Genomic DNA, 22,829 nt, shown 5'->3' with positions numbered 1-22,829 from the left:
AATGAGCCAGAACGTATACCAATTTATTGATGTCAACCGAGTGGACCCGGCAAAGAAGCCGCTCACCATTCGTAAGATTGAATTCGTAGAGATTTACGAACCGTTTACCAAACAGCAAGCGACCGCTCAGGCGGATCGCTGTCTGGATTGTGGTAACCCGTACTGTGAATGGAAATGTCCGGTACACAACTACATTCCTCAGTGGCTGAAACTGGCCAATGAGGGCCGCATTCTCGAGGCAGTTGAGTTATCACACCAGACCAACAGCCTGCCAGAAGTGTGCGGTCGCGTGTGCCCGCAGGATCGTTTGTGTGAAGGGTCATGTACGCTGAACGCCGATTTCGGCGCCGTGACCATTGGTAACATTGAAAAATACATCACCGATACGGCCTTTGAGATGGGCTGGAAACCGGACATGTCCAAAGTGGAATGGACGGATAAGAAAGTCGCCATTATCGGTGCTGGCCCGGCGGGTCTGGCTGCGGCTGACGTCCTCGTTCGCAACGGTGTGAAACCCGTGGTTTACGATCGTTATCCTGAAATCGGTGGCCTGCTGACGTTCGGTATCCCTTCGTTCAAACTGGAAAAAGGCGTGATGGAAAACCGCCGCCGCGTGTTTAGCGAAATGGGCGTCGAATTCCGTCTCAACGTCGAAGTGGGCAAAGACGTTCAGTTGCAACAGCTGGTTGACGAGTACGATGCGGTATTCCTGGGCGTTGGCACCTACAAATACATGCGTGCGGGTCTGGAAAATGAAGATGCGCAAGGCGTGTACGATGCTCTGCCATTCTTGATCTCCAACACTTACAAAGTGATGGAACTGCCGTCGGAAGAGAACTTCATCGACATGGCTGGTCAGAAAGTCGTGGTACTCGGTGGTGGTGACACTGCGATGGACTGTGTGCGCACGTCGATTCGTCAGGGGGCATCACGCGTGATTTGTGCTTACCGCCGAGACGAAGAGAACATGCCCGGTTCACGCCGTGAAGTGAAAAACGCCAAAGAAGAAGGCGTTGAGTTCATGTTCAACCTGCAACCGCTGGGTATTGAAGTCGATGCATCCGGTAAAGTGACGGGCGTGAAAGTGGTGCAAACTGCATTGGGTGAACCGGATGACGCCGGTCGCCGTCGCCCAGAACCGGTCGCAGGCAGTGAACACGTGCTGGAAGCCGATGCCGTGATCATGGCGTTTGGTTTCCAACCGCATCAGATGAGCTGGCTGGAACCGTTTGGTGTCGAGCTGGATCAATGGGGCCGCATTAAGGCGCCGCTCAATCAGGAATTTAAGTTCCAGACCAGCAATGAGAAAATCTTTGCTGGTGGCGATGCGGTACGTGGCTCAGATCTGGTGGTGACCGCCATCGATGAAGGACGCAAAGCGGCAGAAGGCATCATGGATTACCTAGAAGTGTAAAATCCGTGACCTGACTTCACTGTTTGGCAAAAGGATTCATCGTTGATGAATCCTTTTTTCATTTTCGGCCTATAATTGTCACCAGTTGTAACATGTTGACATTTCAGAGGATTAAACCGATATGCTAACCACCTCTGCTCAATCTGACGCCAACAAGGCAGCACGGATGTTAAGAACTGTAACCCTATCGATGGCTGTGGTGCTGCTCAGCGGCTGCAGCCAGGGAATTGCCCCTATGACCGACCGCACCAACACACTTTGTGGCGAAAAGCCCAACTGCGTATCAACTCAGGAGAGTCGCGAAAAATTCACTCTCGCTCCCTTTATTCTGCGCCCGGGCGTGACATTAGAGCAGGTTGAGCGCGTCGCACTCACTCTGCCCGGAGCGAAAACCGCCGATAAAGACAGTAATTATCTGCGCATCGAATGCACCACGCGTATCATGCGTTTTGTCGATGATCTGGAACTAAAACTAACCGATGACCATCTGATCGTTCGCTCGGAATCACGTGTCGGTTACAGTGACTTTGGCGTCAACCGCCGCCGCGCAGAAAACCTGCGTGAAAAACTGGCCGAAGCAGGCATGCTGCGCCAACCATAACGTCAGCCTGACCTCGCGCAGGCGGCGCGGATCGTGGTAAACTCCGCGCTGTTTTTTCGTAATTCATAAAAGAGATACTGCATGAAAATTGGCATCATCGGCGCAATGCAACAAGAAGTCGCCATTCTGAAAGACGCTCTCGACAACTGTCAGGAAGTCAGCAAAGGCGGCTGTACTTACTATTCCGGTCAGCTGCATGGCGTTGACGTGGTATTGCTGCAATCGGGCATCGGTAAAGTCGCTGCAGCCATCGGCACGGCAATCCTGCTGGATGAATACCAGCCAGATGTCGTCATCAACACAGGCTCTGCAGGCGGTTTCGATGCGACTCTGAATGTCGGTGATGTTGTGATTTCTACCGAAGTCCGCCACCATGATGCCGATGTGACCGCCTTTGGTTACGAGATTGGTCAAATGGCTGGCCAGCCAGCTGCCTTCAAAGCCGATGAACAGCTGATAGCTGTGGCGGAAAAAGCGCTGGAAGCGATGGCGGACAAACACGCGGTTCGCGGCCTGATTTGTACTGGCGATGCGTTTGTCTGCACCGCTGAACGTCAAGCGTTTATCCGCGCTCACTTCCCATCCGTAATTGCGGTAGAGATGGAAGCATCAGCCATTGCACAAGCTTGTCACCAGTTCCAGGTACCGTTTGTGGTCGTGCGTGCGATCTCTGACGTTGCCGATAAAGAATCCCCTATGTCGTTTGACGAGTTTCTGCCGCTGGCAGCGAAAAGCTCATCAGAAATGGTGAGCAAGATGGTTGAACTGCTGAAATAACCGACACTTCCTCATGGACGAGATCTTTCATACTTTCTATGCCAACGGTGCGCTCCTCGTTATGTGGGGCGCGCTGTTGTTTCATCTGATTCTGCCGATCCCACGCAGCGCGCATCCTGTCACGTTATGGCATAAGTTTGCCGAAATACTGGCGGACAAGGTCAATACCAACGCCAGCTATGCGCAAAGTCAGCTATCCGGCACGCTCGCGTGGCTGCTGATGATTTTGCCGACGGTTGTGGTGTGCGTGGCGCTCAAGCCTTTGGTGTGGCAACCGCAATTGTTTGAACTGGCGCTGCTGCTGCTGGCACTCGATTGGCGCAGTCAGGAACAGTTGGCCAATCGTATGGCCTCTGCACTCGCCAAAGACGATAAGAAACTCGCGCGCAGCCTGTTAATGCCGTACGTCAACCGCGACACCTCTACCCTCTCGCCGCTGGGCCTTGGTAAAGCAGGGGCTGAAACCGTGATTATGGGCTTTGGCCGCAATGTTGTCTGTGTGCTGTTTTGGTACGCCCTGCTCGGCGGAATTGGCGCATTTATCTATCGCCTTATGGTGGAGTTGGCCCGCGCTTGGTCACCATCGCGCGCTCGTTTTCAACCGTTTGGTCTGCCTGTAGTGCGAGCGGTCGCGGTGCTTGAATTCGTTCCGCTTCGCCTATTCAGTCTTTTGATCGTCATGGGCAACCAAGCCGCACACACCCTGCAAAACACACTGCAGCAAAGTCGTTCGTGGCCACTACCCGGCCCGGGATGGCTGCTGTGCGCAGTTGGCAACAAGCTGGAATTATCACTGGGTGGGCCAGCGATTTACGGTGAACAAAAGGCCGTTCGCGTCAAAATCGGCGGCCGTATTGCACCGTCTGCTATTCATTTGTCACAAGTTCATACCCTGTTGGCTTGGCGAATCTTCGCTTGGATCGTTTTACAAAGCCTGCTGTTACTCGTTATTCATCGAGGAGTTTAAATGCGCCTTTGGCTGCTCACTCTGCTTTGCTGCAGTTCTTTTTCTTATGCCGCCGCCCCGGTGCAACGCGTCATCAGCCTTGCACCACATGCCACAGAGCTGGCTTTTGCTGCCGGTCTTGGTGACAAACTGGTCGCGGTCAGTGAGTACAGCGACTATCCGCCACAGGCGCGTAACATCGAAAAGGTGTCCAATTATCAGGGCGTAAAAGTCGAACGTATTGTCGCCCTTAAACCTGATCTGGTGATAGCCTGGCCCGCAGGTAATCCTGCACGTGAACTGGACAAGCTTAAACAGCTTGGCCTGCCGATTTACTATTCCAACACACGCACACTGGACGACATTGCGACCAATATTGAGCAACTCAGCCAGTACGCTGACGATCCATCTGTCGGGCAACAGGCGGCAGAGGCATTTCGCCATCAACTCAGCACGCTGCGTAAGCAATACGCTACAGCCAAGCCTGTGCGTTACTTTTACCAGTTGAGCGAAAAACCGATTATTACGCTCGCGCAAAACAGTTGGCCCAGCGAAGTCTTTCGCTTTTGTGGCGGAGAAAACGTGTTTGAGCACAGCCCAACACCTTATCCGCAAGTCGGCCTGGAGCAAGTTCTGCTGGCACAACCAGAGGTGATCTTCACCTCCGAGCATGCGATTGAAAACGGCAACATGTGGCAACGCTGGCAAGAGCAACTGCCCGCCGTCAGACAGAACCATGTGTGGGCGCTGACTTCAGATTGGCTCAACCGCCCGACACCACGTACGCTGAAAGCGATTGAGCAAGTGTGTCATTACTTCGATCAAGTGCGAAAATAAGTAACAGATTTAACAAAAATCCCGTACAATTTGCGGCCAATTTTGCCTCTGACTGACTTAACTGAGCGATACACACTTTGGATACTTCACTGCTCTATCTGATCGATATGTTCGGTACTGCTATTTTTGCCATCTCCGGCGTTTTGCTGGCTGGCCGTTTGAAAATGGATCCGTTTGGCGTGATTGTACTGGCCAGCGTGACGGCCATCGGCGGCGGAACCATTCGCGATATGTCACTCGGTGCCACACCAGTATTCTGGATAAAAGATCCCACCTATTTGTGGGTGATTTTCATCACTTGTATCCTGACCATGCTGATCGTACGTCGTCCAAAACGGCTGGCTTGGTGGATCCTACCTGTGTGTGACGCAATAGGTCTGGCGGTATTTGTTGGCATTGGTGTTGAAAAAGCGCTCATCTATCAGGAATCATCGCTGATCGCGATCATTATGGGTGTCATTACCGGTTGTGGCGGCGGGATCATTCGTGATGTATTGGCTCGTGAAATTCCAATGGTGCTGCGCAGCGAAGTTTACGCAACGGCCTGCATCATCGGCGGCGTGTTCCACACGACGGCACTGATGATGGGGTATGACAGTTCAACCGCTTTTATTTCCGGCGTGTTATCCACCCTGATCATTCGCCTTGGCGCGATACGCTGGCATTTATCACTGCCCACCTTTGCCATTACCCGCTAAGTTTTAATCAGGCCGCTCAATGCGGCCTTTTTTATATCTACCCACTCATTCCTTTCCTGTTTTCAGTTGCTCCCAGCCTTTCTTTCTCTGGTTGGCACTTTGTCGGCGATCTTCGCCCTGTTGCACGAAAACTACACCACAATGAGATCATCGATCACATAAATACGATCACTGAGCAATTAAATAAAGCTTTATGTTTACTTAGTCGATATTTGAACTAGTTTAATAAGCAAATAACTTTACTTAATAGCCATGGAGTCATCTATGCAAGCTTATGTCGAACACGCCAACATTACGGTCGCCGATATCGATCAGGCGATTACGTTTCTACAAACCGCACTGCCAGATTTCAAGATTCGCCATCAGGGGAAGCAGGACTATCGCTGGTGCCATATTGGCACTGAGCAGACTTACATCGCGCTACAGGAAGTGCTGAACCGTACTGAAGTGGATCGTATTCCTTACCGGGATGTGGGGATCAATCACGTCGGTATCGTGGTCGACGATGCCGAAGCGGTAAAGCAGCGCCTGTTGGCAGCGGGGTATCAGCTCAATGAACTATCCGAGAACAACGAGTATCGCCATCGGGTTTATTTTTTTGACCCGAGCGGGACGGAGTGGGAATTCATTGAGTACTTTTCTGACGATCCAGCCAAACGAAACCATTATCCCGCGTAATCACTCATCAATATCAGGACCAACTATGAAACGCATTGCGATTGTTTATTTTTCTCAAGATGGTGCGACTCGCCTGCTGGCTCAGCACGTCGCGGAAGGCGCTCAACACCAGGGCGTAGAAAGCATCACGTTAGAGATCAAGGCCGCTGACATCGTTACCGGCCGTTACCAGAATGACGCGTTGTTCCGCCGGTTGCAGACATGTGACGCCATCGTCTTCGCTAGCCCAACCTATATGGGCGGACCCGCCGCTCAGTTCAAAGCATTTATGGATACCAGCAGTGACGGTTACGCCAACAAGTTATGGCGCAACAAACTGGCGGGCGGTTTGACCATGGGTGGCAGCGTCAATGGTGAGCAGCAGCAGACGCTGTACAGTTTCGTCACGCTTGCCTGCCAACACGGCATGATTTGGGTCGGGCTGGATGTCTCCAAACACACTGATTCCCGTGGTTTGAATCATACAGGCTCAAGTATTGGTGTGGTTGCGAGCTACCTTGATAACACCTCTCAGGTGAACCCGAACGATCTGGCCACTGCATTTTATTATGGTGAACGCATGGCTTCACTGCTCAATCAATAGGAGGACCTATGTTACAAATCCTGATTTATCGACTGGTGCTGGCGCTGCTGGCACTCAACCAACGTCAGCAACATCAGCTCTGCCAGCGCAAGTTTCATCACTGGTTCAGCACCCGCGATCACCTGCCCGCCTATCTGCAGCATGATGTAGCGCTGAATGCGGCCAGTGCTCTCGATGAGTGTCAGCAGCAAAGAACAGCGCGCCATCGCCGGCACTTACGAGCCGTGATTCGAAGCCTCAAACCGTGTGGCTGTTAAATTGGCAGGACTTAAGTACAATGACTGTCATCTATTCCCATTTGTCATTGGATGAGTATGCTACTGGAAGGCATTGAGACCCTGTTGGTTCTCAGTAAAGAAAAAACCATGAGCCGCACAGGCAGCCAGCTGTACATCAGCCAGTCTGCTGTCAGCAAACGCATTGCGAATCTGGAAAAGAAACTGGGCAAGAAACTGATCGTTCCGGCAGGGCGCCACATCAAGCTCACCGCGGAAGCCGAACAACTGATTGCCAATATTGGGCCGACATTCAATGAACTACGTGGCCTGATCTTTGAGCAGCAAACGCTGGAGGATGATACGCTGATTCGCCTCGACTGCTCAGAAACTCTGGTCGCTGGCTATCTGACTCAGGTGATGGGTGACTATCGCCAGCGCGACCCGCATTTCACCATCACCACTCACCATACGCCGCGTATTGTGGAACACGTTCAATCGGGCAAAGCCACGCTGGGATTTTGCGCTGGCTATCTGCCGGGTAACCATGGGTTGATGACGCTGCATCTGTTCGATGAGCCGTTTTATATTGTCAGTCGCCAGCCACTCACCACCTTACCCGACGAAGTAGTGACCAACGACTTGGCCAACCCGGCGAACACCTATCAGGCAGCTATCCTCGCCAGGCTTGGCATCAATCCGGTGATGGAAATGGACTCCTATACGGCATCCGCGCAGTTGGCATTAGGTGGCATGGCCCCGGCCCTCGTGCCCCTCTCCATCGTTAACGCGCTCAAAATCGAACCGCAATATTGCTTTGACTTTGCCGAATTAGCGCCGCTGTTTCGCCCGATTCACATTTGTGTCCGGGCTACCAGCTACCGCTCACCGCGGGTCAGAACATTGATAGAAACGATTGTGAATGCTGTTCCCACAGCAGTTTAAGAGCCATCAGCATCGACATGGTGATCACCAGCGGGCGAATCCATTTGTGGCCTTTGGTGACCACGACTTTCGCGCCCATGCGAGCACCGATAAAACCACCGACCGCCATCGTCAGACCAATTTGCCAGATAGGCAGGCCAGCAATCAAAAAGAAAGTCAGTGCAGCGATATTGGAGGTGAAGTTCAACACTTTGGTACGCGCGGTCGCATCCACCAGACTGAAATGGCCTAACACCACAAAACAGACAGTAAAAATGGAGCCGGTCCCCGGACCAAAGAAGCCATCATAAAAACCGATACCGCCACCAATACATAACGCGAACAGCGCTTCCGGCAGTGGCTTTTTACCCGAATCTGCGCGAGTCTGCGGGGCCAGTAGAAAATAGAGAGAAATCGCGATCAGCAGCAACGGAATCAAGCTGGTCAGCAGCGACGCATCAAACTGTTGCACCAACTCAGCACCAATTGCTGAACCAATAAAGGTACACACGATCGCCAATCGCATCTCTTTAAGGCTGACAATACCGTTGCGCACAAAATACCAGCTGGCTGAGAAACTACCGAATGAGCTTTGTAGCTTATTGGTGGCAAGAGCCTGAGTAGGAGGCACTCCCGCCGCTAACAATGCTGGTAAGGTCAGCAAGCCGCCGCCGCCCGCCATTGCATCAATAAATCCGGCTACACCTGCGACCAAAAACAACAACCCTAAAACTTCTAACGAGACTTCCATGAACTTCCGAATCAACTACTGAGTAAAACGACAAAGTAGCACTGACGGCGAGGTTGCAACAGCGAAACAAGCGATAACAACCTATTCCAAATTTTCATCAATATAATATTGAGTTCTCGGTGCTGCTGGCATAAAAAAGCCCGCTCGAATGAGCGGGCAATGAGGTTGTCAGATAAGTCTGAGACTTACCGATATAGTTATCCGTTAAGCCAGACTTGCTTTCACTTGCGCGTGCAGTTCTTGCACTGAAGTCACGCTCGCTTTTGCATCTGCTGTATGAGACATACAGGTTGCAAACGCCGCGTTCAGCGTAGTGGTGTAGTTCACTTTCTCAGCCAGTGCGCCGCGGCGCAGAACTTTCGAGTCTTCAATCGCCTGACGGCCGGCTGCCGTGTTGACGATGTAGGTGTACTCGTTGTTCTTGATGCGGTCGAGAATGTGCGGACGGCCTTCGTGTACCTTGTTAACCAGGCGCGGGTTGATACCCGCTTCGCCCAGAATCACTGCGGTACCGTGAGTCGCATCCAGTTTATAACCCAGTTTCACCAGTTTAGAAGCCAGGTCAACCACACGCTCTTTGTCACCTTCGCGAACCGACAGCAGTGCACGGCCACCTTCAGGGTAGACGTTGCCACAGCCCAATTCCGCTTTCGCGTAAGCTTCCGCAAATGTTGCGCCGACACCCATCACTTCACCAGTTGAGCGCATTTCAGGGCCAAGCAGCGGGTCAACACCCGGGAACTTGTTGAATGGCAACACCACTTCTTTAACAGAGTAGTATGGTGGAATGATTTCTTTGGTAAAGCCTTGCTGTTCCAGCGATTGACCGGCCATAACACGCGCAGCGATTTTCGCCAGAGGAGCACCCGTCGCTTTCGATACGAACGGAACCGTACGTGCCGCACGAGGGTTCACTTCAATCAGGTAAACTTCGTTGTCTTTGACGGCAAACTGCGTGTTCATCAAACCACGAACGCCCAGTTCCATTGCCAGTTTCTCAACCTGCTCACGCATCTTGTCCTGAATTTCCTGACTTAGCGTGTAAGCGGGTAGCGAACATGCTGAGTCTCCAGAGTGAACACCCGCTTGTTCGATGTGTTCCATGATACCGCCAATCACGACACGTTCGCCGTCACAGATAGCATCAACGTCCACTTCGGTTGCGTCATCAAGGAAACGGTCCAGCAGAACCGGAGATTCGTTCGATACGCTCACCGCTTCGTTAAAGTAACGGCGCAGGTCAGACTCATCGTAAACGATTTCCATCGCGCGGCCGCCCAGCACGTATGAAGGACGAACCACCAGCGGGAAGCCGATTTCACGCGACTTTTCAATCGCTTGTTCAATCGCGGTCACTGTTGCGTTTTGTGGCTGAAGCAGACCCAGACGGTCTACCGCTTGTTGGAAACGCTCACGGTCTTCTGCACGGTCGATAGCATCAGGGCTGGTACCGATGATTGGCACACCTGCCGCTTCCAGCGCACGCGCCAGTTTCAGTGGCGTTTGACCACCGTACTGAACGATAACGCCTTTTGGCTTTTCAACACGTACGATTGCTAGTACGTCTTCCAGTGTTACTGGTTCGAAATACAGACGGTCTGAAGTGTCGTAGTCGGTCGAAACCGTCTCAGGGTTACAGTTCACCATGATGGTTTCGTAGCCATCTTCGCGCAGCGCTAGTGAAGCGTGTACACAACAGTAGTCGAATTCGATACCCTGACCGATACGGTTTGGACCACCGCCCAGAACCATGATCTTGTCTTTATCTGTTGGGTTCGCTTCACACTCTTCATCGTAAGATGAGTACATGTACGCCGTGTCAGAAGAAAACTCAGCCGCACAGGTATCTACACGCTTGTAAACAGGATGGATATCGTACTGGTCACGTAGACGACGAATTTCGCTTTCAGCAACACCGAGTAGCTTAGACAGACGTGCATCAGAGAAGCCTTTACGCTTCATATTTTTCAGAACATCTTTAGTCAGACCAGCAAAACCGCCTGCTTTCACTTCAGCTTCCAGTTTCACTAGCTCTTCAATTTGAACCAGGAACCAACGGTCAACGTTTGTCAGGTTGAATACACCATCAACAGACATACCGGCACGGAATGCATCCGCGATGTACCAAATGCGCTCAGCGCCCGCTTCTTTCAGCTCGTGACGAATCTTGGTCAGTGCATCCGGAGCGTCCAGATCAACCATTTCGTCAAAACCGGTGGCACCCACTTCCAGGCCGCGCAGGGCTTTTTGCAGGGATTCTTGTTGGTTACGGCCAATCGCCATCACCTCACCCACTGACTTCATCTGAGTTGTCAGACGGTCGTTGGCACCAGCAAATTTCTCGAAGTTAAAGCGAGGAATTTTAGTCACAACGTAGTCGATGGTTGGTTCGAATGATGCTGGCGTTGCGCCGCCAGTGATGTCGTTCATCAGTTCATCAAGGGTAAAACCAACCGCCAGTTTCGCTGCCACTTTTGCAATAGGGAAGCCGGTTGCTTTAGAAGCCAGAGCAGAAGAGCGAGATACACGTGGGTTCATCTCGATGATAACCATACGGCCATCTTTCGGGTTGATACCGAACTGAACGTTCGAGCCGCCCGTTTCTACGCCGATTTCACGCAGTACCGCCAGAGAGGCGTTACGCATCAGCTGATATTCTTTGTCGGTCAGCGTCTGTGCTGGCGCCACTGTGATGGAGTCACCCGTGTGGATGCCCATTGGATCGAAGTTCTCAATCGCACATACGATGATACAGTTGTCCGCTTTATCGCGAACCACTTCCATTTCGTACTCTTTCCAGCCGATCAGAGATTCGTCGATCAGCAGCTCATTGGTTGGCGACAAGTCCAGACCACGACGACAGATTTCTTCAAACTCTTCTTTGTTGTACGCGATACCACCGCCAGTACCACCCATAGTAAAAGAAGGGCGGATGATACAAGGGAAGCCGACCATATCCAGCACGCGGTACGCGTCTTCCATGGTTTTCGCCGTATCAGCACGTGGACACTCCAGGCCGATAGATTTCATCGCTTTATCAAAACGTGAACGGTCTTCTGCTTTATCGATCGCGTCAGCCGTTGCGCCGATCATTTCCACGCCGAATTCAGCCAGTACGCCATGTTTTTCCAGCGCCAGCGCACAGTTCAGTGCAGTCTGTCCCCCCATGGTTGGCAGGATAGCATCCGGACGCTCTTTTTCGATGATCTTGCGTACCACTTCCCAGTGAATCGGCTCGATGTAGGTCGCATCCGCCATTTCTGGGTCAGTCATGATCGTCGCTGGGTTAGAGTTGACCAGAATAACGCGGTAACCCTCTTCACGCAGCGCTTTACATGCTTGCGCACCTGAGTAGTCAAACTCACAAGCCTGGCCGATAACAATCGGACCCGCACCCAGGATAAGAATGCTTTTAATGTCAGTACGTTTTGGCATTGTTTACTACTCCAAATTAAGCGCGGTGTTGTTTAATCAGTTCAATGAAGTGGTCGAATAGCGGAGCCGCATCGTGAGGACCCGGGCTCGCTTCAGGGTGGCCTTGGAAGCTGAATGCCGGCTTGTCCGTGCGGTGAATACCTTGCAGCGAACCATCAAACAGAGATTTGTGCGTTGCACGCAGGTTCTCTGGCAGTGTCGCTTCATCAGCCGCGAAACCGTGGTTCTGCGAGGTAATCATCACAACATTCCGATCCAGGTCTTTAACCGGGTGGTTCGCACCGTGGTGACCAAACTTCATCTTCACTGTCTTCGCGCCAGACGCTAGCGCCAGAATTTGGTGGCCAAGACAGATACCGAAGACTGGCAGACCTTTATCAAGGAATACCTGTGTCGCTTCGATAGCATAAGTACATGGCTCAGGATCGCCAGGGCCGTTTGACAGGAACACGCCATCAGGATTCATCGCCAGCACTTCTTCAGCAGACGTTTGCGCAGGAACGACGGTCAGTCGGCAACCACGGTCCACCAGCATACGCAGGATGTTACGCTTCGCACCGAAATCGTAAGCCACGACGTGGTATGGCAGTTCGCTATCGTCTTTTGCTTCAGGCAGGCCACCTTCCAGTGTCCATGAACCTTGTTTCCATTCGTACGCTTCTTTGGTCGTTACTACTTTCGCCAGATCCATCCCTTTCAGACCAGGGAATTCTTTCGCTTTTGCCAGAGCCAACGCTTCATCCAGATTGTCGCCGGCCATGATGCAGCCATTTTGCGCACCTTTTTCACGCAGAATACGAGTCAGCTTACGCGTATCGATATCGGCGATGCCGACAATGTTCTGCGACTTAAGGTAATCAGAAAGAGAACGTTCACTGCGGAAGTTAGAAGCGATAAGAGGAAGATCGCGAATCACAAGGCCTTGAGCATGAATCGATGCTGATTCTTCGTCTTCGGCGTTGGTGCCGGTATTGCCAATGTGAGGGTAAGTAAGGGTAACGATTTGCTGTGAATAGGAAGGATCAGTGAGGATTTCTTGGTACCCCGTCATCGAGGTATTAAAAACGACTTCACCAACGGAAGAACCATCTGCACCAATGGATACTCCGCGGAACACTGTCCCATCTTCTAGGACTAACAGTGCTGATTTACTCAAGACAACCTCCAGAATAAAAATGCATAAATTTTAAATTAAACTGCAAATTTGCCTTCCTTTTCGCGTTTAAAGTTTGCTCTAGGGGGTTTTAGACAAATTGGCGGTATTCTAATGATCGCCGTGACCTCTGTCAACATTCGTTCAGAAATAAAATTAATTTTTGGTAGGTTACAATTAAAAAACCACCCAAAGGCACTAAAACTGCATGTTTTAGGCAGTTTCAAACGATAGTTATGAACAAGCGAATAAAAAACAGGCGCTTTAGTATTTTTTTTTCGTGCTTTTTATTATCAAAAATCAGGCAAACGATAATCTACGTAATTTAACTTAAAAAATAACGATTACATTTAAAAGAAACAATCAAACCGCAAAAAGAACAACAAAAGTAGGATTAGATTGCGAAATTGTGCAGAGTAAATTTTGAGGAGCTTTGAAGAGAAAAAGAGGATGCGCCGGAATAAGCCGGCGCATAATTATGTATTTAGAGTTCGTTAAGACCCAACACGTCGGTCATAGTATAAAAACCTGCTGGCTTTTCAGATAACCAGATTGCGGCTCTTACCGCGCCATTGGCGAAAGTCATGCGATCAGTGGCTTTGTGGGTGATCTCCACACGTTCACCAATGTCCGCAAACATCGCAGTGTGCTCACCGACAATGTCGCCAGCTCGAATGGTGGCAAACCCAATTTCATCACGCGTACGCTCACCAGTAATGCCTTCACGAGCATAAACCGCGACGTCACTCAGCTTGTTACCCATCGCGTGCGCGATGGCTTCGCCCATACCAATTGCGGTACCTGACGGTGCATCGACTTTATGACGATGGTGCGCTTCAACGATTTCGATATCGCAGTAGTCACCCATCACTTTGGCCGCTTTTTCAAGCAACTTAAATACCAGGTTCACGCCAACACTATAGTTTGGAGCCATGACGATGGGCATCTCTTTAGCCGCTTCGTCGATCAACGCGCGTTCTTCATCACTGAAGCCTGTGGTGCCAATGACCAATTTCTTAGCGTATTTTTTACACAGTTCGATATTGGCCAGCGTGCTGACTGGTGCCGTAAAATCAATGATGACATCGAACTCATGGATCGCTTGCTCCAGATTGTCCACCAGTGCCACATCAAAGCGGCCTTCTCCACACAGTTCACCAATATCCACACCGACCAGTGATGACTCAGGACGTTCAGAACCTGCGCCAACAGTGGCTTTAGGGTTATGATGGGCAGCTTTAACCAAATTGCGGCCCATTCGGCCAGCCGCGCCTGCAATCGCAATTCTTACCATTGCGTCTTCTCCATTTTCTTCTCGCACATGCTCTCGCACGGTGTTTCCAACTTGTGACTTTAAACTACCAACTATAGCGGCTTGTGGCTAGCACTTACGCGAACTCTTTCAGTACACGCTCCAGCACCGGAACATTCGCTTCAGGGAAGGTGTAGTTCGTCAGCTCTGCGACATTAACCCATTCACCCTGTTGGCCCTCACGTCCATAAGGCTGGTGATTGAATGCTGTCACCAACATAAAATCAAATTTGAGTGATTTTTCTGGGTAGTCGTACTCCAGATGCTCAAACGGCGCCTGCTGTGTTACTTCGATACCAATTTCTTCATCCAGCTCACGAGTCAGAGCCTGTTCAATAGACTCCCCTGCTTCCACTTTGCCACCGGGAAATTCCCAGAATCCACCTTTATGCAAATTATCGGGACGTTTGGTGATAAAGATTTGCGACTTGTCCTGATTGAAGATAATGCCCGCCACAATGTGAATTCGTTTCATATTTCTATCCTGTTCGCTGAAATCTGTTTGTTTCTAATCGCAAGATGAAGCAATGTCCAGACGCTTGCGATAAAAAAAGAGCCGCCAGTGGCGACTCTTGTTCAAGGTGACGGGATCAGTCGATCTTACCGTGACACTGTTTGTACTTCTTACCACTGCCACACGGACAAGGCTCATTACGGCCGACTTTACGTTCTTCACGTACCATCGGCTGATGATCGTCTTGTTCTGGTGAACCGTCGGCGTTAGCGTGTTGCGCCTGTGCATGACGTGCAGCTTCTTCCGCTTGTGCACGGCGTTGAGCTTCCATACGCTCTACTTCTTCCTGCTGCTGTACGCGGACTTTAGACAGTATAGTGATCACGTCAGATTTCAATGACTCCAGAAGGCCTTCAAACAGTTCAAACGATTCGCGCTTGTACTCCTGTTTCGGGTTCTTCTGCGCGTAGCCACGCAGGTGAATACCCTGACGCAGGTGATCCATCGCCGCCAGATGTTCTTTCCACAAAGTATCAAGAGTCTGCAGCATGACGGATTTTTCAAAGTTACGCATCACGGTTTCGCCCACCGCTTCTTCTTTCGCTTTGTAGACAGTCACAGCCTGCTCAAGAATACGGTCGCGTAATGCTTCTTCGTAAAGCTTGTCATCTTCATCCAACCAAGACTGGATTGGCAACGGAAGGTCGAAATCGTTCTTCAGGCGCTCTTCCAGCCCCTGCACATCCCACATATCTTCCAGCGATTGCGGCGGAATGTACTCGTCGATAACGGCGGTCATAACATCAACACGATTTTGTTCAATCATGTCGCTGATATCTTCCGCGCCCATCAGTTCATCACGCAATTCATATACGACTTTACGCTGATCGTTCGCTACATCATCGTATTCCAGCAGTTGCTTACGAATATCGAAGTTACGGCCTTCGACTTTGCGTTGTGCTTTTTCAATCGAGCGCGACAGCATTTTACTTTCGATAGCTTCGCCTTCGTCCATACCGCTTTGGATCAGGCTTGCCATACGGTCTGACGTAAAGATACGCAGCAGTGTATCTTCCATCGACAGGTAGAAACGCGAAGAACCCGCATCACCCTGACGACCCGCACGACCACGCAACTGGTTGTCGATACGGCGTGATTCGTGACGCTCAGTACCAATGATGTGCAGACCACCAGATGCGAGTACCGCGTCATGAACTTCTTTCCACTCGGCTTTAATCGCATCGATTTGCTCTTGAGTCGGATTGTCCAGAGTCTCAACTTTAGACTGCCAGCTACCACCCAGTACAATATCGGTACCGCGACCAGCCATGTTGGTTGCGATCGTGACCGCGCCTGGTTTACCGGCTTCTGCAACGATTTCCGCTTCTTTTTCGTGGAACTTGGCGTTCAGAACGTTATGTTTGATCTTAGCTTGCTTCAGCGCATTAGACAGCAGTTCCGATTTTTCAATCGATACCGTACCCACCAGCACTGGCTGGCCTTTCACGACGCGCTCTTTGATGTCTTCAATGATCGCTGCGAATTTCTCCGCTTCAGTACGGTAAACCACATCTGGCATATCGTTACGGATCATTGGTTTGTTGGTTGGAATTACCACCGTTTCCAGACCGTAAATAGACTGGAATTCAAACGCTTCGGTATCAGCAGTACCGGTCATACCCGACAGCTTCTCATACAAACGGAAGTAGTTCTGGAAGGTAATCGATGCCAGCGTCTGGTTTTCGTTTTGGATCTTCACGCCTTCTTTGGCTTCCACCGCTTGGTGTAAACCGTCAGACCAGCGACGACCCGGCATAGTACGGCCAGTATGTTCGTCAACGATGACCACTTCACCATCATCAGTGACGATGTAGTCAACGTTCTTTTCAAACAGCACGTGCGCACGCAGCGCTGCATTCACATGGTGCAGCAGACTGATGTTGGTTGGCGAATACAGTGTATCGCCGTCCTGCATCATGCCGTTTTTCACCAACAGCTCTTCCACGTATTCCTGACCTGTTTCGGTCAGATAAACTTGTTTGGATTTTTCGTCGACAGTGTAGTGACCATCACCGCGGTACTCTTCTGAATCCTCTTTGTCCTGCTTTTGCAGATGCGGGATCAGAGTATTAATACGGGTGTACAACTCAGAACTGTCTTCTGCCGGGCCTGAAATGATCAGCGGCGTACGCGCTTCATCGATCAAAATCGAGTCCACTTCATCGACAACGGCAAAGAAACGCGCACGCTGCACACGATCTTCAGTGCGGAACGCCATATTGTCACGTAGGTAATCGAAACCAAACTCGTTGTTGGTTCCGTAAAGAATATCGGCGCGGTAGGCCTCTTTTTTCTCTTGTGGCGGCATGTTTGGCACATTGACGCCAACAGTCATACCAAGGAATTCAAACAGCGCGCGGTTAGTTTCAGCGTCACGCTTTGCCAGATAGTCGTTCACCGTAACGATGTGAACTCCTTTACCAGGAAGGGCATTCAGGTAGGCAGGCAGAGTTGCGGTCAGGGTTTTACCTTCACCAGTACGCATTTCCGCGATTTGGCCAGCGTTCAGAACCATACCACCAATCAGCTGAACGTCGAAGTGACGCATACCAAAGACACGTTTAGAAGCTTCACGTACGGTCGCAAAGGCTTCTGGAAGAAGTTGATCGAGTGTCTCGCCTTGCTCAATACGTTGACGGAATTCAACGGTTTTGGCTTTCAGTTCTTCGTCGGAAAGCGCTTCAAATGCCGGCTCGTAGTTATTGATCTCTTTTACAATCTTTCTTAAGCGGCGCAGTGTGCGGTCATTGCGACTGCCAATCACTTTTGTCAGTAGCTTAGTTATCATCTGTTGTGAATCTCTCTTTACTTAGATCTTCCCGATCTACTTTTACTGCCTTAAGTCTCTACCTAATTTCAACTAAGGATACTGAGGTAAGTCATGCATCTACGGATATTGTGATGGTGATGTTTATTTTCAAGGCACTAATTGAATTAAGTGGCGCCTAGTTTAAGGAATTTTTGATGGAACAACCAATAACAATCCGGTTTGTTTGCATTCGGCTTAACATTTTGTGCACTCTGCCGGATGTTGGGTGGTTAAATTCGCATCATTGGCTGACATTTCTGTCCGCCAGTGCTTCATCTTGAGCATTTTCGTTGCTGCCATTTGTGTATAGAATACAGAAAGAACACACAGCGGATGAGCACCATGCGAGATCACCGACCTACAAATACTGAAGAACTGATTGAAGCTTCGCGCCTCAGCCAACTGCAGGAGCATGCTAAAGAAATTATTCAGCTCAATCAGTTACTCAAAACGCTGTTACCCCGCGGAACCGAGCAGCACGTGCGTGCCGCCAATATTCGCGGCGGGCATCTGGTCCTGGAAGCCGCCAGCGCAGCGATCAAAATGAAGATCGATTATGATCGACTCTCGCTGCTCAACCAGTTACGCGCCCACGGATTTGGCCGTTTGATCAGCATTGACATTAAGATCAACCCGGATCTTTATCGTAATCAATCCCGTTCAACGGCAAAGCCGGAAGAGGCAAAACCTCGCCCTCCCCTGACAGAACATGCCGCTCAGGTACTGATGACCATCGCTGAAAATGCCTCGCCTAAAGTGCGTCAACGGCTGGAAAATCTGGCTAAGCTGGCGAAAAAATGACACAAAAAAAGCCAGACCTTAGTCTGGCTTTTTTCATTAATCTTTTGCTTATGCGATAACCATATTTGGTTCTGCGAAGGCAACTGGCGAACCAACTTCTTCTTCAAACGTTGCCCATTCCCAAGCTTCCTGATCTGCCAGTACTGCACGCAGCAGCTGGTTGTTCAAACCATGACCTGATTTATAAGCACGGAATTCACCGACAATCGCGTGACCACACATGTACAGATCACCAATCGCGTCCAGTACTTTATGTGTCACAAATTCGTTGGCGAAACGAAGGCCTTCTTCGTTCAGGATGCGATAATCATCCAGCACGATTGCACAATCAAAGCTACCGCCCAGACACAGATTCTGTGACTGAAGGTATTCAATGTCACGCATGAAACCAAAAGTACGAGCACGCGAAATTTCTTTCACAAAACCTTGTGAAGAAAAATCAAACACTAAGTGTTGCTCATCGCCATCGATAGCCGGATGGTTGAATTCGATTTCGAAATCCATTTTGAAGCCGTTGTGCGGGCGCAGTTCAGCCCACTTGTCACCATCTTCAAAACGAACGGGTTTCTTAATACGAATAAAACGTTTAGGAGTGTTCAGCGTTTCGATGCCTGCTTGTTGCAGCAGGTATACAAATGGACTTGCACTGCCATCCATAATTGGAATTTCAGGTGCATCCACTTCAACGATAACGTTGTCGATCCCCATACCCGCCAGTGCCGCATTCAGGTGTTCAACCGTTGAGATGCGAATACCTTCATCGTTCACCAGAGCAGTACACAACATAGTGTCGCGCACAGATTCTGGGTCAGCTGGGAAGTCCACAGGTGGGTTTACGTCAGTACGACGGTAAATGATGCCTGTGTTTGCAGCAGCTGGGCGAAGAGTTAACGTGACCTTACGACCAGAGTGTAGGCCCACTCCAGTTGTTTTCACTATTTCTTTCAGTGTACGTTGTCTGATCATCTACTTGCCTCTAAATCGATGCCACAAAGCTCGGCCGGTATGGTTACCGACCGACATCCTACCAGAATTTTGAACAGTGTCAAATTGTGGCGAGATCTTAATCAGCCTGACGACGTAGGAAAGCAGGGATATCCAGATATCCGCTCTCTTTCTCTTGCTTAGGCGCAGTGCTTTGGCTTGCAGAAGAAGAGACGCTGCTCGACGCGGCCGTTGCCGGCTGGGTTTTCACTTCAACTCTTTCTTGCAAAGGCTGTGCCGCTTTCTCTTCCACTTTTGCCGCCGGAACGATCACTTGTTGTGGTTGAGAAGCTTGTACTGGTTTCGCTTTACCGCCTGCCACTAACGTAATGTCTGGTTTGCGTTCGTTACCAATACCCGTCGCAACGACTGTTACGCGAATTTCATCTGCCATATCTGGATCCAGAGATGTACCGATAACTACGGTTGCATTGTCAGAAGCGAACGCTTTAACAGTATTACCCACAGTTTCAAATTCATCCAGACGCATATCCAAACCGGCAGTGATGTTCACCAGTACGCCGCGAGCGCCAGCGAGGTCGATATCTTCCAATAGTGGACTTGAAATCGCCATCTCGGCCGCTTCTTCAGCACGGTCTTCACCTTTTGCAACACCGCTACCCATCATGGCGTGACCCATTTCCGACATGACAGTGCGTACGTCTGCAAAGTCGACGTTGATCATACCCGGACGAGTAATCAGTTCTGCGATACCTTGTACTGCATTCTTAAGTACGTCGTTCGCGCTGGCAAAGGCTTCAAGCAAGGTGATACCACGACCCAGAACTTTCAGCAGTTTTTCGTTCGGAATAGTAATTAAAGAGTCCACGTGCTTAGACAGCTCTTCAATACCTTGTTCCGCAAACGAAAGACGTTTCTTACCTTCGAAGCTGAATGGCTTAGTCACTACAGCAACTGTTAGGATGCCCAGCTCTTTAGCCACTTCCGCAATCACAGGAGCAGCACCAGTACCGGTACCACCACCCATACCAGCGGCGACAAATACCATATCGGCACCCATCAGCACTTCTTTAATTCGATCTCTATCTTCGAGAGCTGCGTCACGTCCAACTTGCGGATTCGCACCCGCCCCCAAACCTTTAGTAATATCACCGCCGATTTGAATGACTGTGCTCACGCTGGTTTTACGAAGTGCTTGCGCATCTGTATTGATACTGATGAATTCCACGCCTTCGATGGATTCACGCACCATGTGTTCTACGGCGTTACCGCCGCCACCACCAACCCCAACGACTTTAATTACAGCATCGTCAGACATTTCCATCATCGGTTCAAACATGTGTTATCTCCGTTTTTCCTGCAACTCAGGTTAAAACTCTTTTTGTATCCAGTTACGCAAACGACCCAATAAGCCCGACATTGATTGGCGCTTAGGCTCTTGATATTCAGTATCGTCGTTAATTTGACTGTCTCTTGCGTAATGAAGTAAACCAACTGCCGTAGAATGATACGGCTCTTTTACGTAATCTGTCAGGCCACTCACCTCAAGAGGTTTGCCGACTCTGACTTGGTTGCGGAACACGCGCTCCGCACACTCAACTAATCCTTCAATCTGCGCTGCGCCGCCTGTTAGAACAACGCCAGCAGCCAAGTGATGCTTGATGCCGTCTTCACGCAGTTTTTCCTGAACCGAGTCAATCGTCTGGTTTACCAGGCCCATTAACTCAGTGTAGCGAGGCTCAATCACTTCCGACAAGGTTTGTCGTTGTAAACTGCGTGACGGACGACCTCCTACACTCGGAACATTAACCGTATCATCCTTGCTTACTAACTCACTCAGCGCGCAGCCATATTTCACTTTGATCTCTTCCGCATCGCTTACGGGAGTTCCGAAAGCAAATGCGATATCACTGGTGACAGCATTGCCCGCATAAGAGAACACTTCGGTATGTCGTAGCGCGCCACCGGTCCAAACGGAAACATCCATGGTTCCTGCACCAATATCGATCACGCACACACCAAGTTCGCGCTCATCTTCAGTGATCACGGCATTACTTGCCGCCAATCCTGAATACACTAACTGTTCAACTTTTAAACCGCAACGTTCTACGGCTTTAATGATGTTTCTTGCCATATCATTGTGACAAGTAATCAAGTGCACGCTGACTTCCATGCGCACACCGGATAATCCTAATGGATTTTTGATACCTTCTTGATAATCGATCGTAAATTCTTGAGGAATGACATGCAAAATTCGCTGCTCTTCACCAATTTTGATCGATTTCGCGGTATGAATTGCCCGATCCATGTCGTCCTGCGACACTTCTTCATCGGAAATAGTGCCCATACCTTTTTCAATTCGGCTAGCAATGTGACGGCCGGAAATCGACAGAAACACATTACTGATTTGGCATTCCGCCATTAATTCTGCTTGGTCAATGGCACGCTGAACCGATTTTACCACCGATTCCAGATCGTTGACGCCACCTTTATCCATGCCTCGGGAAGGGCTACTTCCCGCACCGATAATGTTTATCTGACCATCCGGGAGAATTTCTCCCACTAAAGCTGATACGGTGGCGGTGCCGATATCCAGACCAACAATGATGTTGTCATTAGCAGTTTTAGTCATCTGTATTCTCTTGTGCTAACTCTTGTTCTGAGATCCAACCTACTGCGGCGCCTGTATCGTATCTGAGGTCAATGTAGCTGACTTTATCCACTTCATTGCCCAACTGCTTATACAGTAGAAAAAACCGTGCTATACGTTCGTCCAGCGACTCTTTTCCCAATTCCAAGCGAATGCCATTATCCAGAATTATCTGCCAGGCCCGGCGCTCATTAAGTAACAACGAAGAGATGTTACGGCCTATTGCCTGAAACTGAGAATTATACTGCCGCCAAACTTTTAATACTTCCGGAGCACTGCCATCCGGCCCGTACAATTTTACATGTTCTTCTTTAACCAGTCCGATATCACCATCAAAAACGATGCCATCATCATCCAGCAAAGCATTACCGTTCCAGATAGCCTGTACTTGGTGCTCCGTTAAGAAGACTTTTATAGTGTCGGGCCACTGTTTCCGGATTGATGCATGAGAAACCCAGGGAATGGATTGCACGCTGGTCTGAAGAACATCAATATCCTGAGACATAAAGGTTCCGATATGATCCAACCGGGCAAATGCTCGCTGAACATCAAGAGTAGAAACGTATTGTAAATTACCTTGCAGAACGATTTTAGAGAGCGGAAGACGTTGTTCATCCCACATCCAACTGATCGTTGAATACAACAAAAAACCAATCAACAACACCACCACCAGAAAAAAGCTGCCTCCGACGGCATGCTGTTTCACTAGTGGTGAACCGGATATTTTACGGCCTTCGGCTAACACGCTGTTTATCAAAGTCCGATGATCCTGTTGACGACTGGCAA

Annotated in this window: 21 protein-coding genes; 11 read left to right on the top strand and 10 right to left on the bottom strand. The window is 50.0% G+C overall.

The window, feature by feature from the left end:
• Window position 1 precedes the first annotated feature (1 nt).
• The 10 genes from LGV68_RS11080 to LGV68_RS11035 all read left to right on the top strand — a co-directional run bounded on the left by LGV68_RS11080 (window position 2) and on the right by LGV68_RS11035 (window position 7,694).
• Entirely contained in the window at window positions 2-1,414 is a 1,413-nt protein-coding gene (locus LGV68_RS11080; protein ID WP_020330510.1) for an FAD-dependent oxidoreductase, read from the top strand.
• 235 nt (window positions 1,415-1,649) lie between these two features.
• On the top strand, window positions 1,650-2,015 hold the full coding sequence (locus LGV68_RS11075; RefSeq protein ID WP_061057237.1) for a DUF1499 domain-containing protein: 366 nt from the start codon (window positions 1,650-1,652) through the stop codon (window positions 2,013-2,015).
• An 81-nt stretch (window positions 2,016-2,096) separates the two neighbouring features.
• A complete protein-coding gene (mtnN, locus tag LGV68_RS11070) occupies window positions 2,097-2,792 on the top strand; it encodes a 5'-methylthioadenosine/S-adenosylhomocysteine nucleosidase (RefSeq protein WP_154184738.1) in 696 nt (231 codons plus the stop codon).
• Between the two features lie 13 nt (window positions 2,793-2,805).
• Window positions 2,806-3,759, top strand: coding sequence for a cobalamin biosynthesis family protein (locus tag LGV68_RS11065; protein ID WP_061056862.1), 954 nt, complete (start codon window positions 2,806-2,808; stop codon window positions 3,757-3,759).
• On the top strand, window positions 3,760-4,575 hold the full coding sequence (gene btuF, locus LGV68_RS11060) for a vitamin B12 ABC transporter substrate-binding protein BtuF (protein WP_024373865.1): 816 nt from the start codon (window positions 3,760-3,762) through the stop codon (window positions 4,573-4,575).
• Window positions 4,576-4,652: 77 nt separating this feature from the next.
• Window positions 4,653-5,273, top strand: a complete 621-nt coding sequence (locus tag LGV68_RS11055) for a TRIC cation channel family protein (RefSeq protein WP_020330505.1) — start codon at window positions 4,653-4,655, stop codon at window positions 5,271-5,273.
• 264 nt (window positions 5,274-5,537) lie between these two features.
• Entirely contained in the window at window positions 5,538-5,951 is a 414-nt protein-coding gene (locus LGV68_RS11050) for a VOC family protein (RefSeq protein WP_044362099.1), read from the top strand.
• A gap of 25 nt (window positions 5,952-5,976) precedes the next feature.
• A complete protein-coding gene (locus tag LGV68_RS11045) occupies window positions 5,977-6,534 on the top strand; it encodes a flavodoxin family protein (protein WP_020330503.1) in 558 nt (185 codons plus the stop codon).
• 8 nt (window positions 6,535-6,542) lie between these two features.
• Entirely contained in the window at window positions 6,543-6,791 is a 249-nt protein-coding gene (locus LGV68_RS11040) for a hypothetical protein (protein WP_165880148.1), read from the top strand.
• A gap of 57 nt (window positions 6,792-6,848) precedes the next feature.
• Window positions 6,849-7,694, top strand: coding sequence for a LysR family transcriptional regulator (locus LGV68_RS11035; RefSeq protein ID WP_171934052.1), 846 nt, complete (start codon window positions 6,849-6,851; stop codon window positions 7,692-7,694).
• Here the strand turns inward: LGV68_RS11035 and LGV68_RS11030 are convergent.
• From LGV68_RS11030 to secA, 6 genes are all read right to left on the bottom strand, one after another.
• Window positions 7,645-8,424, bottom strand: coding sequence for a TSUP family transporter (locus LGV68_RS11030; RefSeq protein WP_020330498.1), 780 nt, complete (start codon window positions 8,422-8,424; stop codon window positions 7,645-7,647). The genes LGV68_RS11035 and LGV68_RS11030 overlap by 50 nt on opposite strands.
• A 204-nt stretch (window positions 8,425-8,628) precedes the next feature.
• The gene (gene carB, locus LGV68_RS11025; RefSeq protein WP_020330496.1) at window positions 8,629-11,859 is read right to left on the bottom strand and encodes a carbamoyl-phosphate synthase large subunit; all 3,231 of its coding nucleotides are present in this window, start codon (window positions 11,857-11,859) and stop codon (window positions 8,629-8,631) included.
• Between the two features lie 16 nt (window positions 11,860-11,875).
• A complete protein-coding gene (carA, locus tag LGV68_RS11020; protein ID WP_024373867.1) occupies window positions 11,876-13,015 on the bottom strand; it encodes a glutamine-hydrolyzing carbamoyl-phosphate synthase small subunit in 1,140 nt (379 codons plus the stop codon).
• A 481-nt stretch (window positions 13,016-13,496) separates the two neighbouring features.
• Window positions 13,497-14,306 carry a 4-hydroxy-tetrahydrodipicolinate reductase gene (gene dapB / locus LGV68_RS11015; RefSeq protein WP_020330494.1) on the bottom strand — a complete coding sequence of 270 codons (810 nt, stop codon included), beginning with the start codon at window positions 14,304-14,306 and terminating at the stop codon, window positions 13,497-13,499.
• A gap of 94 nt (window positions 14,307-14,400) precedes the next feature.
• Entirely contained in the window at window positions 14,401-14,799 is a 399-nt protein-coding gene (gene mutT, locus LGV68_RS11010) for an 8-oxo-dGTP diphosphatase MutT (protein ID WP_020330492.1), read from the bottom strand.
• Between the two features lie 115 nt (window positions 14,800-14,914).
• Window positions 14,915-17,626 carry a preprotein translocase subunit SecA gene (gene secA / locus LGV68_RS11005; protein WP_020330491.1) on the bottom strand — a complete coding sequence of 904 codons (2,712 nt, stop codon included), beginning with the start codon at window positions 17,624-17,626 and terminating at the stop codon, window positions 14,915-14,917.
• Window positions 17,627-17,989: 363 nt separating this feature from the next.
• Here secA and LGV68_RS11000 point away from each other — a divergent pair, with 363 nt between their 5' ends.
• Window positions 17,990-18,448 (top strand): DciA family protein, encoded by a 459-nt coding sequence (locus LGV68_RS11000; protein WP_038128375.1) that lies wholly within the window; start codon window positions 17,990-17,992, stop codon window positions 18,446-18,448.
• A gap of 48 nt (window positions 18,449-18,496) precedes the next feature.
• Here LGV68_RS11000 and lpxC read toward each other — a convergent pair whose 3' ends face one another.
• The 4 genes from lpxC to LGV68_RS10980 form a co-directional block, all read right to left on the bottom strand.
• Complete coding sequence (gene lpxC, locus LGV68_RS10995) at window positions 18,497-19,414, bottom strand: UDP-3-O-acyl-N-acetylglucosamine deacetylase (protein ID WP_024373934.1); 918 nt, start codon at window positions 19,412-19,414, stop codon at window positions 18,497-18,499.
• 97 nt (window positions 19,415-19,511) lie between these two features.
• Window positions 19,512-20,732: a cell division protein FtsZ gene (ftsZ, locus tag LGV68_RS10990; RefSeq protein WP_020330488.1), complete on the bottom strand. Its 1,221-nt coding sequence runs from the start codon at window positions 20,730-20,732 to the stop codon at window positions 19,512-19,514.
• A gap of 30 nt (window positions 20,733-20,762) precedes the next feature.
• On the bottom strand, window positions 20,763-22,025 hold the full coding sequence (gene ftsA, locus LGV68_RS10985; protein WP_020330487.1) for a cell division protein FtsA: 1,263 nt from the start codon (window positions 22,023-22,025) through the stop codon (window positions 20,763-20,765).
• Window positions 22,018-22,800, bottom strand: a complete 783-nt coding sequence (locus LGV68_RS10980) for a cell division protein FtsQ/DivIB (protein WP_024373935.1) — start codon at window positions 22,798-22,800, stop codon at window positions 22,018-22,020. The genes ftsA and LGV68_RS10980 overlap by 8 nt, the downstream gene beginning before the upstream one ends.
• Window positions 22,801-22,829 lie beyond the last annotated feature (29 nt).

This window comes from Vibrio sp. LQ2, from assembly GCF_023920125.1.
GTDB classification, from domain to species: Bacteria; Pseudomonadota; Gammaproteobacteria; order Enterobacterales; family Vibrionaceae; genus Vibrio; species Vibrio fluvialis.
The sequence above is the reverse complement of the archived record's forward strand: the minus strand, read 5'-3'. Positions and strand labels throughout refer to the sequence as shown.